The sequence below is a fragment of the Klenkia terrae genome (assembly GCF_037083865.1).
GTDB lineage: Bacteria > Actinomycetota > Actinomycetes > Mycobacteriales > Geodermatophilaceae > Klenkia > Klenkia terrae.
On record NZ_JBAPLV010000012.1, the window covers coordinates 94,894 to 107,425 of the forward strand.

The following is a 12,532-nucleotide window of genomic DNA, read 5'->3' on the forward strand; positions in this document are numbered from 1 at the left end:
CCCCGTCGGGTCGCACCGACCGGCTGAGGCCGGGATGCCCCCGACACCCGGGCCAGCGGCGGTCGCCCCCGACGTCGTCCGGCCGGTCCTGGACGAGCTGACCTCGCTGGCCCGCCAGCTGCTGGGCTCGGCCGCGGCGCTGGTGAGCATCGTGCGCGCGGACACCCTGCAGTGGCTGGCCTCCGCCCCGGACTCGGCACCGGTCGACCAGGACCTGCCGGCGCACGCGGTGTGGACGGCGCCCACAGTCTTCTGCCAGCAGGTGGTGGCCACCGGCGCCCCGCTGCTGGTGCCCGACACCCGGGAGCTGGCCGACGACGCCGCGGTGCCCAGCGACGCCCTCGTCGACCTGCACACCCGCGCCTACTGCGGCGTCCCGCTCACCGGGGCCGCCGGTGAGGTGGTCGGCGTCCTCTGCGCGGTGGAGACCGCCCCGCGGTCGTGGACCGCGGCGGACGTGCGCGCCCTGACCCAGCTCGCCGTGCTCGCCTCGTCCGAGCTGGCCGCCCGCCAGCGGGGTGCGGAGTCCGCGGTGTCCCAGCGGCGGGCCGAGAACGCCACCGGCCACGCCCAGCTGCTGCTGCGGCTGTCCGAGGCGCTGGCCGACACCGCCACCGTGGCCGACGTCGCCCGCGAGGTCTCCGTCGCCGCGGCCGAGACGCTGGGCGTGCCCTGGTCCTACGTCGGGCTGCTCGACGGCCGCGCCCCGGTCGTCCGCTTCGTCCCGGTCCCCGGTCGGGACGGCGACGAGGACCCGGCGTGGCAGTCGGTGCCGCTCGGGGACGCCGACCCCGCCGGGTGGGTCGGCGTGCACGGCGAGCCGATCTTCTTCGAGGACGCCGCCGCGCTGCTGGCCCGGCACCCGGGCACCTGGTCGCCCGAGGACGGGCCGGTGGCCTACGAGGCGACCGCGCACCTGCCGCTGTCGGTCGGTGGCCGGCAGATCGGCGTGCTGAGCCTGGTCTTCGACCGCGTGCGGCGCTGGACCGCGCAGGACAAGGCGGCCAAGCTGGCGCTGGCCCGGTACACCGCGCAGGCCCTGGACCGGGCGCTGCTGCTGGCCGACCGGGTGTCGGTGGCCCGCACCCTGCAGCGGGCGATGATGACCGACCTGCCCGAGCCCGACCACCTGCACGTCGCCGCCCGGTACGTGCCGGCCAGCGGGTCCGACCAGGTCGGCGGTGACTGGTACGACGCGTTCCTGACCCCCGACGGCGCCACCGAGCTGGCGATCGGGGACGTGACCGGGCACGACATCGTGGCCGCGGCGACGATGGGCCAGCTCCGCTCGATCCTGCGCGGCTACGGCGTGGACCGCGACGAGGTGCCCTCGCAGACCCTGCGCCGGCTGGACCGGGCCATGACCGCGCTGCGGATCGACACGCTGGCCACGGTGCTGCTGGCCCGGGTCGAGCAGACCGACTCCGACGAGCGGGCCGGGCTGCGCCGGCTGCGCTGGTCCAGCGCCGGGCACCCCCCGCCCGTGCTGGTGCACGACGACGGCCGCACCGAGGTGCTCTGGCGGGCCGCGGACCCCCTGCTCGGCCTGGGCACCGAACCGGCGCGGCACGACCACGTCGTCGCCCTGCCGCCGGGCTCGACCCTGGTGCTGTACACCGACGGGCTGGTCGAGCGGCGCCGGGAGGACCTGGACGCCGCGATCGCCGCGCTCGCCGCCCAGCTGGGCCGCCTGCACCACCTGCCGCTGGACGAGCTGCTGGACGAGGTGGTCGCCACCGCCGACCAGGGTGGGGACGACGACGTCGTCGTCCTCGCGGTCCGCCTGCACCCCGAGGACCGCCCGACCCCGTAGCGGCTGGCCCGGAGCTCAGAGGTCGGCGGCGTCCACGTCGCCGGCGACCACCGCAGCGCCGACGGCGTCGGTGGTGGTGTCCAGGTCCACCGCGCGCCGGCGGATGACCTGCAGGGCCTCGTCGGCGTCCAGGGGGTGGCGGGCCATGAGCATGCCGATGGCCTGCCAGGTGACCAGGCGGGGAGCCGCGGCGCCCCGGAACCAGGGACTCCCCGCCTGCCCGGACCCGACCGGCCGGAGCATCGCGCCGAGGGTCAGGTGCTGGGCGACCAGGTCGCCCGTGACCACGGCGGTGAAGGTGTCCAGGCCGCGGAGACCGTCGTCGTCGGCGAGGTAGAGGTCCAGGGCGCCGAAGCCTCGACCCCGGTCCCGCAGCGGCAGCGAGGCGACCGCGGTGTAGGAGGTGCGCCGACGCAGCAGGTCGTGGAACCCCGGCCAGCGTCGTGCCATGTCCACGTCGTCGCTGAAGGTGGGGTGCCCGATGCGGTGCACGGCCAGGCAGGGGCCCTCGCCGGCGGTGAACTGCAGCTGCTCCGCCATCGCGGCCTCGGCGTTCGACGCGCCCACCGGGAGCCGGCGCAGGGGCTCGTCGGTGAGCAGGCTGATCCCGGCGGCGGCGGTCCCCAGCACCGCCGCGGCCGTGCGGGCCAGCCGGACCGGCAGGTCCTGCGCGCCGCCGTCGCCGTCCGGCTCCTGCGCGGTCAGCGCGGCGGCGAACCGTTCCTCGATCGACGCGGTGGACCCGGCCCCGGTCATGGCCGGCCCGCGTCGTCGTCGGTCCGCCGGGCGCTGGCCATGATCTCGGCGGCCAGCAGGCGGAGTTTCTTGTTCTCCCGCTGGGACATCGCCGACAGCAGCGCGAAGGCCTGGTCGGCGTCGATGCCGTGCCGGCCCATGAGCAGCCCCTTTGCCTGCTCGATGACCGCGCGGTGGGCGGTGGCCTCCTGCAGCTGCTCGACGGTGCGGGCCAGGCCGTCGTAGCTGTGCTTGTTGCTGATCGCCACGGCTGCGCGACCGGCCAGCCCGACCGCCACCTCGACGGCGGGCGGGCCGAAGCGGTCGGGAAGCGCATCTCGGGGACCAGGATGATCCCGCCGGACACCGCGGACTCCAGGCACGGGCCGTGGTCCAGGCCGAACTGGACCTCGTCGAGCTCGAAGGCGAGCAGCCCGGTCCACGAGGCCGCCGAGGGCCGGCCCCGCTCGACGAGGGTGACCGAGGCCTCGACGTCGGCGCCGAGCATCGTCTTGGCGGCCCCGGCGACCTTGGTCAGCACCGACCGCATCGACTCCCTGCTCATCAGCAGGGTCTGCATGGGGTCCATGGCCGGCGAGCCGGGGCCCTGGTCGGGCCCCGCACCGGGGTCGGTGTGCTGGGACGTCATGGTGGCTCGTCTCCCGGGGCCCGGCAGGGCCCCTGCGGCCGGGGCACCCACCGTCCCCGGGGACGCCGTGGTCCTCGACGTCCCGATCTCGACCGCTGCGGCCGAACCTACCGTCGCGGGCCGCTCCCCGCGCGGGTGCTCAGCCGCCGAGCTGGCGCACCCAGTCGGCGGGGAGGCGGTCGGCGGGCCCGGGCACGGACTGCTCCTCCGGGTGGCTGGACGGCGCCGCCAGCTCCGGGCCGTCGTACCCCTGCTGGGTCCGGTAGTCGTAGAACCAGTCCTCGCCCGGCTCGAAGCTCTGGATGACCGGGTGCCCGGTGGCCTCGGCGTGCTTGGTCGCGTGCTTGTTGAGCGAGTCGTCGCAGCAGCCCACGTGGCCGCACTGCGCGCAGCGGCGCAGGTGGAACCACCAGGACGAGCTGGCCTCGCACTCGACGCAGCCGGGGCCGCTGGGCGGGACGGAGGGGTCGATGCCGGTCGGTGTGGTCACCGGCCCAGCCTGCCAGCCGGGGCAGCCCGGGCCCACCCCCCGGACGCCGGGACCGCAGGCAGGGGGCGCGGATGGGGGGAGCAGCTCAGCCCCCGTCCCGGCTACCGACCGGCCCGGGGGCGATCTAGCGTCTGGGACGTGGACAACCGGGCCGAGATCAGAGACTTCCTGGCCACCCGCCGCGCGCGGTTGAGCCCGGCGGAGGTCGGCCTGCCCACCTCCGGCCGGCGCCGCGTCCCCGGGCTGCGCCGGGAGGAGGTCGCCGTCCTCGCCGGGGTCAGCACCGACTGGTACATCCGGCTGGAGCGCGGCCACATCGCCGAGGTGTCCGAGGACGTGCTGGCCGCCGTCGCCCGGGCGCTGCGCCTGGACGACGCCGAGCGCTCCCACCTGGACGACCTCGCCCGCGCCGCCCGGCCCACCCGCGTGCCCCGCCGCCGCGCCAGCCGGCAGGTCCGGCCCAGCGTGCAGTGGATGCTCGACGCGATGACCGGGGCGCCGGCCATCGTCCGCAGCGGCAGCATGGACCTGGTCGCGGTCAACGCCCTGGGCCGGGCGCTGTACTCACCGGTGTACGAGTTCGCCCGCGGCGGCCCGGCGAACATCGCCCGCTTCCAGTTCCTGGACCCGCGGGCGCGGGACTTCCACGCCGACTGGGCGGCCGCCGCCGACACCACCGTCGCGATCATGCGCACGGCCGCCGGGCGCGACCCGGGCAACCGGGCGATCACCGACCTGGTCGGCGAGCTGGCCACCCGGAGCGAGGAGTTCGGCGCCCGCTGGGCCGGGCACGACGTCCGGCTGCACCACGCCGGGGTCAAGACCTTCGTGCACCCGGTCGTCGGCGAGCTCGAGCTGTCCTTCGACGCCGTCGACCTGCCCTCCGACGACCTGTGGGGGCTCAACCTCACCGCCTACACCGCGCCGCCGGGCTCGCCGACCGCCGACTCGCTGGCCGTGCTGGCCAGCTGGGCGGCCACCCGGGACGGGACGGCGGCCGAGCACCGCAGCACGCCCGCCTGACCGCGTCCCGCACCGGCGGGCCTCCCACCACCCCCCCCAGGGGCGGCACCTCCGTGCCGCCCCCGTCCAGCGACCCCCGAGGAGCAGCACCGTGGAGATCTCCCGCCCGCAGCCGACCGCGAAGGGCCCGGCCGAGTGGTTCACCGGCGACGTCTACATGGACGTCGTCGTGCGCAACCCCGAGCCGTCGGCCGTCCGGATGAACCTCGTCCGGTTCATGCCCTGCGCCCGCACCGCCTGGCACTCCCACCCCCGCGGCCAGGTCCTGGTGGTCACCGACGGCGTCGGCCTGGTCCAGGCCCGCGGCGGCGAGGTGACCGTCGTCCGCCCCGGCGACGTGGTCTGGACCCCGCCGGGCGAGGAGCACTGGCACGGCGCGGCCCCCGACCACGCCATGGCGCACCAGGCGCTGTGGGAGGGCGACGAGACGGCCTGGGGCGACCAGGTCACCGACGACGAGTACGGCTACCCGGCCTGAGCCGGGAACCCACCCACACCGAGAGAGAGCGGACCACCATGCGCGCCACCGTCATGTACGCAGCCGGCGACGTCCGGGTCGAGGAGGTCCCCGACCCGGTCCTCACCGCACCCACCGACGCGGTCATCCGGGTCACCCACGCCTGCGTCTGCGGCTCCGACCTGCACCCGTACCACGACCTGCCGGACACCCCCGGGGGGCGGCGGATGGGCCACGAGGCCATCGGCGTCGTGGAGGAGGTCGGCTCCGCCGTGACCACCCTGTCCGTCGGCGACACGGTCATCGTGCCGTTCGCCTGGTCCGACGGCACCTGTGCCTTCTGCCGCGACGGGATCACCACCTCCTGCGTGCACGGCGGGTTCTTCGACGGTGCGCCGTCGGCGACGCAGGCCGAGAAGCTGCTCGTGCCGCAGGCCGACGGCACCGCGGTCGTCGTCCCGGCCGGCACCGACGAGGCGCTCATGCCCTCGCTGCTGACCCTGTCCGACGTCTACCTGACCGGCCACCACGCCGCGCACCAGGGCGGGGTGGGTCCGGGGAAGACCGTCACCGTCATCGGGGACGGCGCCGTGGGCCTGTCCGCCGTCCTCGCCTCGGCCCAGCTCGGCGCGGAGACGATCATCCTGATGGGCCGGCACACCGACCGGACCGACCTGGGCCGGGAGTTCGGCGCCACCCACGTCGTGGCAGCCCGGGGCGAGGAGGGCATCGCCGAGGTCCTCGAGATCACGGGCGGCGAGGGATCGCACGTGGTGCTGGAGGCCGTGGGCCACCTGCCGGCCTACGAGCAGGCCTACGGCGTCGTCCGGCCCGGCGGCACGATCAGCCGGGTCGGCGTCCCGCAGTACGAGGACGCCCCGGTCGGCTTCGCCAGCCTGTTCGGCAAGAACGCCACCCTCACCGGCGGGCCGGCCACGGTGCGCGCCTACCTGGAGGCGGTGCTGCCGCAGGTCCTGGACGGCACCATCGACCCGGGCCGGGTGTTCGACCGGGAGCTGCCGCTGGCCGACATCGCCGAGGGCTACCGGCTGATGGACCAGCGCCAGGCCCTGAAGGTGCTGATCCGGCCCTGAGCCACCGGCACGGACGGCGGGGGCCCGGTCCCGGGGGGATGATCCCCGGGGCCGGGCCCCTTCCGCGCTGCCCACCCTGCGAGAGGTCCCGCCCGATGCCGATGCGCCTGCCCCGTGCGGCCGGGTTCGCCGTCGCGTCGGCGGCGCTCGTGCTGGTGTTCGTCTCGGCCGGGTCGCCGATCCCGCTCTACAACACCTACCGCGCGCAGGACGGGCTCACCGACGCCGACCTGTCGGTGGTGACCGCGGTCTACCTGTCGATGGCCGCGGTGTCCCTGCTGGTGCTGGGCCGGTTGTCCGACCACCTGGGCCGGCGGGCGGTCGGCCTGGCCGCGCTGGTGTCCTCGGCCGTGGGCCTGGTGCTCCTGCTGGACGTCGACGGGGTGGGCGAGCTCGCCGCCGGGCGCGCGTTCCAGGGGCTGGCCACCGGGCTGGCCTCCAGTGCCCTGGGTGCCTACGTGGTGGACACCGCGCCGCCGCGGCGGCCGTGGCTGCCGGCGGTGGTGACCGGGGCGTCGCCGATGCTGGGCATCCCGCTGGGGGCGCTGCTGTCCGGGGCGCTGGTCGACCACGGCCCGGCTCCCCGGCAGCTCACGTTCGTCGTGGTCGGGGTGCTGCTCGCCGTGGTCGCCGTCCTGCTGGCGCTGGGGCCGGAGACCGTGCCGCCGGGGGCGGGCCGGGCCCGGGGTGCCGCGGCGTCGCTGCGGCCCCGGGTGCTGGTGCCCGCCGGTGCGCGGCGGCCGCTGCTGGCGATGGCCGGGCTGATCCTGGCGACCTGGTCGGTGGGCGGCTTCTACCAGGCGTTCGGCCCCTCGATCGCCGAGGTGGAGCTGGGCTCGACGGCGGCGCTGACGGCCGGCGCGGTGTTCGCCTCCTTCACCGTGCTCGCCTTCCTGGGCGGCCCGCTGACCGCGCGGGTGCCGGCGCACCGGGCGCTGCAGGCCGGGATGCTGGCCTACGCGGTCTGCATGGCCGGCGTCCTCTGGGCCCTGCACGCCGGGGCGACCGCGGCGTTCCTGGTCGTGAGCCTGGTCGCCGGGGTGACCCAGGGGGTGGCGCAGACCGGGGGCATGCAGACCCTGCTGGCCCGGACGGCGCCGGGGGAGCGGGCCGGCCTGCTGTCCACGGTCTTCCTGCTCAACTACAGCTGCGCGGCGGTCCCCAGCCTGGTCGCCGGCCGGCTGACCACCACGTTCAGCCTCTTCCAGATCGCCTGCGGGTACGCCGTCCTCGTCGTGGTCGGGGTCGTGGTGGCCGTCGTCCTGGTCCGCCCGGTGCCCGCGCCGCCGGGGCTCACGGCCGCAGCGGGAACGCGGTCCGCCGTCCCGCGAGGGTGAGCGCGACCGCCGCGGCGGCGAGCCCGGACATCACGACCGGCAGGGCGAGCCCGCCGGCGGCGCCGACCACCACGGCACCGAGCACGCCGGCCGCCGCGATGGCGACGTTGAAGGCCACCCCGAGCAGGGTGTTGGCCACGTCGGCGTTCGCGCCGCCGGCGATCCCGATGGCCGTCTGCAGCTGGGCGGCCGCGCCGCCGAAGGCCACGCCCCACACCACCACCGCCACGAGGACCACCGCGGTGGAACCCCGGCCGACCAGCAGCACGGCCCCGGCGAGGATGAACAGCCCGGTGCCGGCGAGCACCAGCGGGCGCAACCACCGGTCCAGCAGGACGCCGGTGACGACCAGGCCGCCGATCGCCGCGACGCCGAAGACGACCAGCACGACGTCCACCGACAGCGCGGAGCCGGCGGCGCGGAGGTAGGCCGAGACGTAGGTGTAGACGACGTTGTGCGCCAGCATCCAGGTCACGATCACGGCCAGCACCGGCGCGATGCCCGGCAGCCGCACCACCCGGGACAGCGGCAGCCGGGACTCCGGCGCCTGGCCCGGTGCGTCCGGGACGAGCACCAGGGCCAGCAGCGCGGTGAGCACCGCCAGCGCGGTGAGCGCCCCGAACGACCAGCGCCAGTCCAGCGTGCTGCCCACCCACGAGCCCAGCGGCGTGCCCAGGGCCAGGCCGACCGGGGTGCCGACCGAGGCGATCGCCAGCGCCCGGCCGGACCGCCGGGACCCGCTGATCCGGCGGGCGTAGCCGGCCGTCATGCCCCAGACCAGCCCGGAGACCGCGCCGGCGACGAAGCGGGCGACCAGGGAGACGACGACGTCGCCGGACACGGTGGTGACCGCGGTGGCCAGGGCGAACACCAGGACGGCGGCGAGGAGCAACGGCTTGCGGCGCAGTCCGCGGGTCAGCGTGACCGCGGGGATGGCCGCGACGACGGTGCCCACGGCGTAGGCGCTGACGAACTGGCCGGCGACGCCCTCGCCGACGTCCAGGCCCGCGGCGATCTGGGGCAGCAGCCCGGCGGGCATCGTCTCGGTGGCGATGAGCAGGAAGCCGGTGAGGGCCAGCACCAGCAGCGCGGCGACGGGCAGGTGGTCCGGGTCGGCGTCCACCCCCGGTCGGGCGGCGGTGGGTACGGGTCCTGCGGTCGGGCTGCGCACGGGTCCTCCGGTGGTTCGTGGCCGGTGGGCACACCACGTGCCCACCGGCCACGGAACCCGCCCGACCGACCCGGCGGCAGGGTCGGTTCATGGGGGGACCGGCAACCCCCCTCTGCTCAGAGGCTGCTGCCCGCGGCGGCGGCGTGCGGCTCGATCGCGGCGATCTCGTCGGCGGTCAGGTCCGGGCCGGCCAGCGCCTGCAGGTTGGCCTCCAACTGCGCCACCGAGCTCGCGCCGATGATCGCGGTGGTGACCCGCTCGTCGCGCAGCACCCAGCGCAGCGCGAGCTGGGCGAGGGTCTGCCCGCGGCCGGCCGCCACCTCGTTCAGTGCCCGGGCGCGCGCGGTCAGGTCGTCGGTGACGTCGTCGGCGGACAGGTAGGCGCTGCGGGTGGCCCGCGAGCCCTCCGGGACGCCGTTGAGGTACCGGTCGGTCAGCCGGCCCTGGGCCAGCGGGGAGAACACCGCGACACCGGCCCCGGCCGTCGCGGCCGCCTCCAGCACACCGCCCTCCGGGCTGCGGTCGAAGATCGAGTACCGGGGCTGGTGCAGCGTCAGCGGGGTGCCCAGGTCGGCCAGCAGCTCGGCGGACCGGGCGGTGTCCTCGGGGGAGTAGTTCGAGATGCCGACGTAGAGCGCCTTGCCGCTGCGGACGATCGCGTCCAGCGCGCCCATCGTCTCCTCGAGCGGGGTGTCGACGTCCCGGCGGTGGGAGTAGAAGACGTCGACGTAGTCCAGGCCGGTGCGGCGCAGCGACTGGTCGAGGCTGGCGACCAGGTACTTGCGGGAGCCGCCGTCGCCGTAGGGGCCCGGCCACATGTCGTAGCCGGCCTTGCTGGAGATCAGCAGCTCGTCGCGGTACGGGCGCAGGTCGCTGGCCAGGACCTGGCCGAAGGTGGTCTCGGCGGCGCCGTAGGGCGGGCCGTAGTTGTTGGCCAGGTCGATGTGGGTGACCCCGAGGTCGAATGCCCGGCGCAGGATCGCCCGCGGGGTGGCCAGCGGCCGGTCGGCGCCGAAGTTCTGCCACAGGCCCAGCGAGACGGGCGGCAGCAGCAGTCCGCTGCGGCCGGCCCGGCGATAGTCGGTCGTGGCGTAGCGGTCGGCGGCTGGGGTCCAGCCGGAGTCGGTCCGGTCCTCGGTGATCACGAGCGGTGTCCTCTCGGGACGTGCGGCGGGGGCGTCGGCTGTCGATGGTGCAGGCCCACCGCCCGGGTGCGGACGGCGGGCCTGCACCGGTTCAGCGCTCCCGTCGACCGTAGGGCGTGCCGCCGGTGATCACCGCCGCCATCGTCGCGGGCTCGAACAGCGCGGCCGGTCCCAGGTCGGGGGCGCCGGCCCGGTCCAGGCGGGCGCGGGCGTCGGCGGGCAGGTCGAGGTCGGCGGCCGCCAGGTTGGCGGTGACCTGCTCCGGCGTCCGGGCGCCGACCAGCACCGAGTCGACGCCGGGCCGGCCCAGCACCCAGGCCAGGGCGACCTGGGCCGGTGCGGCGCCGAGGTCGGCGGCGACCTCGCGGACCACCTCGACGACGGCGCGGTTGGCGGGGGTGTCCTTGCTGCTGCCGAACGGGTTCGGTCCCGACAGCCGCCCGCCGGCCGCGCCCGACCGGTACTTGCCCGACAGGAGCCCGCCGGCCAGCGGGCTCCACGGCACGATGCCCAGGCCGAGCTCCCGGGCCGCGCGGACGTGCTCGACCTCGATCGTCCGGGCCACCAGGGAGTACTCCAGCTGGAGCGCGACCGGTCCGGGCGCGCCGTGCGCGGCGGCCAGGGTGGCCACCTGGGTGGCGAACCAGGAGGGGACGTCGGACAGGCCCCAGTGCGCGACCTTCCCGGCCCGGACCAGGTCGACCATGGTGGACAGCACCTCCTCGGCGGGGGTGACGTCGTCCCAGACGTGCAGCCAGAACAGGTCGACCGAGTCGGTCCCCAGCCGGCGCAGCGACCCCTCGAGCGACCGGACGGCGTTCTTCCGGCCGGCGCCGCCGGTCAGCGGGCCGCCGCCGGTGTTGAAGCCGTACTTGGTGGCCAGCACGACCCGGTCGCGGATCCCGCGGGCGGCGATCAACCTGCCCAGGATCTCCTCGCTGCGGCCGCCGGAGTAGACGTCGGCGGTGTCCACGGCGGTGCCGCCGGCGTCCAGGTAGCGGTCCAGGACCGCACCGGAGGTGGCCTCGTCGGAGCCCCAGGCGTCGTTGCCGATCGTCATGGCGCCGAGGGTGAACGGGCTGACCAGCAGCCCGGAGCGGCCCAGGGTGCGGAGCGGGGTGCGCACCGGGTCAGCCCAGCCGGGTGGTGGAGATGCCGCCGTCGACGTCCACGGTGGTGCCGTGCACGAACGCGGCCTCGTCGGAGACCAGCCACCGGACGGCGAGCGCGACGTCGACCGGGCGCACGGGGCGGCCGGCGACGGTGGACGCGGTCATCTGGTCGAGCACGGCGGCGGCCTCGGCGTTGCCGGGGGTGGCCGTGACGCCGGGGGCGACGGTGTTCACCCGGACCCCGCGCGGGCCGTACTCGGCCGCCCACGACCGGGTCAGCTGCTCCAGCGCCGCCTTGGTGGCGGTGTACATCGCGCCGAACGGGCTGCCGACCCGGGCCATCCAGGAGCCGATGTCGACCACGACGCCGTCCCCGCGGTCGGCCATGGCCGGGGCGAGCGCGCCGACCAGCACGTGCGGGGCACGGACGTTGACCGCCAGCATCGACTCGAGGTCGTCGTCGGCGAGGTCCTCGGTGGCCGAGACCGGGTAGACCCCGGCGTTGTTCACCAGCACGTCGAGCCGGCCACCGGCCAGCTCGACCGCCCGGGCCGCGGTGGCCCGCAGCTGCGCGGGCGGGGCGGCCAGGTCGGCCACGAGGGTGTGGGCGGTGCCGCCGGCGGCGGCGATCGCGGCGGTGACGGCGTCGGCGCGGGCGGCGTCGCGCCCGCTGACCAGCACGGTGGCGCCGGAGGCGGCGAGGACGTGGGCGACGGCCTCGCCGATGCCGCTGGTGGAGCCGGTGACCCAGGCGGTGCGCCCGGCCAGCCGGTCGTCGCGGGGGAGGGTGGACAGGACGTCATGATTGGACCGCATGGTCCAGTTGTAGCAGGGAGTGGACCGAACGGTCCAGCGGGGTACGGTGGGCGCATGGCGGAGTTGACCGAGCGGGGCCGGCGCACCCGGCAGCGCATCGTCGAGGAGACCGGCCGGCAGATCCTGGCCGCGGGCATCGGCGGCACCAGCCTGGACGACGTCCGCGCCGCCACGCTGACCAGCAAGTCCCAGCTGTTCCACTACTTCCCCGGCGGCAAGTCCGAGCTGGTGCGGGCGGTCGCCGAGTGGGAGGGCGCCGAGCTGCTGGCCGCCCAGGAGCCGCACGTGCACGACCTGTCCACCCGCGCCTCCTGGGAGGCCTGGCGGTCGGCGCTGGTCGACTACTACATCGGCCAGGGCCGGTGGGCCTGCCCGATCGGCTCGCTGGCCACCGAGGCCGCGGCGCGGGACCCCGAGCTGGCGGCCACCGTGGCCGGCGCGTTCGGCGCCTGGGCGGACCTGCTGGCCGCGGGGGTGCGGCGGATGCAGGAGGGCGGCTCGGTCCCTGCCGACGCCGACCCCCGGCGGATCGCGGCCTCGATCCTGTCGGCCATCCAGGGTGGGCTGGTGCTCAGCCAGCCGCTGCACGACCCCTGGCCGCTGGAGGCCGCGCTGGACCAGGCGCTGCACGCGCTGGACGCACCGGCCCGATCCGGATCGTGACCTGACCGACACCTGTGCGGTACCTGT

General features: G+C 76.2%; 13 protein-coding genes. 6 read left to right on the plus strand and 7 right to left on the minus strand.

All coding sequences use genetic code 11. The annotated features are described in order from the left end of the window. Window positions 1-34 precede the first annotated feature (34 nt). Window positions 35-1,813 carry a GAF domain-containing SpoIIE family protein phosphatase gene (locus UXQ13_RS12425; RefSeq protein ID WP_336392405.1) on the plus strand — a complete coding sequence of 593 codons (1,779 nt, stop codon included), beginning with the start codon at window positions 35-37 and terminating at the stop codon, window positions 1,811-1,813. A 15-nt stretch (window positions 1,814-1,828) separates the two neighbouring features. On the opposite strand, the gene UXQ13_RS12430 is transcribed toward UXQ13_RS12425, so the two are convergent. The 3 genes from UXQ13_RS12430 to UXQ13_RS12440 form a co-directional block, all read right to left on the minus strand. Further along, window positions 1,829-2,569 (minus strand): ANTAR domain-containing protein, encoded by a 741-nt coding sequence (locus UXQ13_RS12430; RefSeq protein WP_225235631.1) that lies wholly within the window; start codon window positions 2,567-2,569, stop codon window positions 1,829-1,831. After that, complete coding sequence (locus tag UXQ13_RS12435; RefSeq protein ID WP_225235632.1) at window positions 2,566-2,817, minus strand: ANTAR domain-containing response regulator; 252 nt, start codon at window positions 2,815-2,817, stop codon at window positions 2,566-2,568. Before UXQ13_RS12435 ends, UXQ13_RS12430 begins: the two co-directional genes overlap by 4 nt. 519 nt (window positions 2,818-3,336) lie before the next feature. Continuing rightward, the gene (locus tag UXQ13_RS12440) at window positions 3,337-3,687 is read right to left on the minus strand and encodes a UBP-type zinc finger domain-containing protein (RefSeq protein ID WP_225235633.1); all 351 of its coding nucleotides are present in this window, start codon (window positions 3,685-3,687) and stop codon (window positions 3,337-3,339) included. Between the two features lie 138 nt (window positions 3,688-3,825). Between UXQ13_RS12440 and UXQ13_RS12445 the strand changes: the two genes are divergently transcribed. The 4 genes from UXQ13_RS12445 to UXQ13_RS12460 all read left to right on the plus strand — a co-directional run bounded on the left by UXQ13_RS12445 (window position 3,826) and on the right by UXQ13_RS12460 (window position 7,598). Then, window positions 3,826-4,710, plus strand: a complete 885-nt coding sequence (locus tag UXQ13_RS12445; protein WP_225235634.1) for a helix-turn-helix transcriptional regulator — start codon at window positions 3,826-3,828, stop codon at window positions 4,708-4,710. 91 nt (window positions 4,711-4,801) lie between these two features. Further along, window positions 4,802-5,188 carry a (R)-mandelonitrile lyase gene (locus UXQ13_RS12450; protein ID WP_225235635.1) on the plus strand — a complete coding sequence of 129 codons (387 nt, stop codon included), beginning with the start codon at window positions 4,802-4,804 and terminating at the stop codon, window positions 5,186-5,188. Window positions 5,189-5,226: 38 nt separating this feature from the next. Next, window positions 5,227-6,261 (plus strand): zinc-binding dehydrogenase, encoded by a 1,035-nt coding sequence (locus tag UXQ13_RS12455; protein WP_225235636.1) that lies wholly within the window; start codon window positions 5,227-5,229, stop codon window positions 6,259-6,261. A 95-nt stretch (window positions 6,262-6,356) separates the two neighbouring features. Further along, a complete protein-coding gene (locus UXQ13_RS12460) occupies window positions 6,357-7,598 on the plus strand; it encodes an MFS transporter (RefSeq protein WP_225235637.1) in 1,242 nt (413 codons plus the stop codon). Here the strand turns inward: UXQ13_RS12460 and UXQ13_RS12465 are convergent. The 4 genes from UXQ13_RS12465 to UXQ13_RS12480 all read right to left on the minus strand — a co-directional run bounded on the left by UXQ13_RS12465 (window position 7,555) and on the right by UXQ13_RS12480 (window position 11,842). Next, window positions 7,555-8,769: an MFS transporter gene (locus UXQ13_RS12465; RefSeq protein WP_225235638.1), complete on the minus strand. Its 1,215-nt coding sequence runs from the start codon at window positions 8,767-8,769 to the stop codon at window positions 7,555-7,557. The two genes, UXQ13_RS12460 and UXQ13_RS12465, sit on opposite strands and share 44 nt — an antisense overlap. A gap of 116 nt (window positions 8,770-8,885) precedes the next feature. Next, on the minus strand, window positions 8,886-9,914 hold the full coding sequence (locus UXQ13_RS12470; protein WP_318250048.1) for an aldo/keto reductase: 1,029 nt from the start codon (window positions 9,912-9,914) through the stop codon (window positions 8,886-8,888). A gap of 91 nt (window positions 9,915-10,005) precedes the next feature. Next, window positions 10,006-11,040 (minus strand): aldo/keto reductase, encoded by a 1,035-nt coding sequence (locus UXQ13_RS12475; RefSeq protein ID WP_225235639.1) that lies wholly within the window; start codon window positions 11,038-11,040, stop codon window positions 10,006-10,008. A 4-nt stretch (window positions 11,041-11,044) separates the two neighbouring features. After that, window positions 11,045-11,842, minus strand: a complete 798-nt coding sequence (locus UXQ13_RS12480) for an SDR family NAD(P)-dependent oxidoreductase (protein WP_225235640.1) — start codon at window positions 11,840-11,842, stop codon at window positions 11,045-11,047. 54 nt (window positions 11,843-11,896) lie between these two features. On the opposite strand from UXQ13_RS12480, the gene UXQ13_RS12485 reads away from it, so the two are divergent. Continuing rightward, window positions 11,897-12,505, plus strand: coding sequence for a TetR/AcrR family transcriptional regulator (locus UXQ13_RS12485; protein ID WP_225235641.1), 609 nt, complete (start codon window positions 11,897-11,899; stop codon window positions 12,503-12,505). Window positions 12,506-12,532: the final 27 nt, after the last annotated feature.

Bases quoted from the DNA above. Each gene is read 5' to 3' on its own strand.
- UXQ13_RS12425 (WP_336392405.1), top strand. From the start codon at position 35: ATGCCCCCGACACCCGGGCCAGCGGCGGTCGCCCCCGACGTCGTCCGG.
- UXQ13_RS12430 (WP_225235631.1), bottom strand. From the start codon at position 2,569: ATGACCGGGGCCGGGTCCACCGCGTCGATCGAGGAACGGTTCGCCGCC.
- UXQ13_RS12455 (WP_225235636.1), top strand. From the start codon at position 5,227: ATGCGCGCCACCGTCATGTACGCAGCCGGCGACGTCCGGGTCGAGGAG.
- UXQ13_RS12460 (WP_225235637.1), top strand. From the start codon at position 6,357: ATGCCGATGCGCCTGCCCCGTGCGGCCGGGTTCGCCGTCGCGTCGGCG.
- UXQ13_RS12480 (WP_225235640.1), bottom strand. From the start codon at position 11,842: ATGCGGTCCAATCATGACGTCCTGTCCACCCTCCCCCGCGACGACCGG.
- UXQ13_RS12485 (WP_225235641.1), top strand. From the start codon at position 11,897: ATGGCGGAGTTGACCGAGCGGGGCCGGCGCACCCGGCAGCGCATCGTC.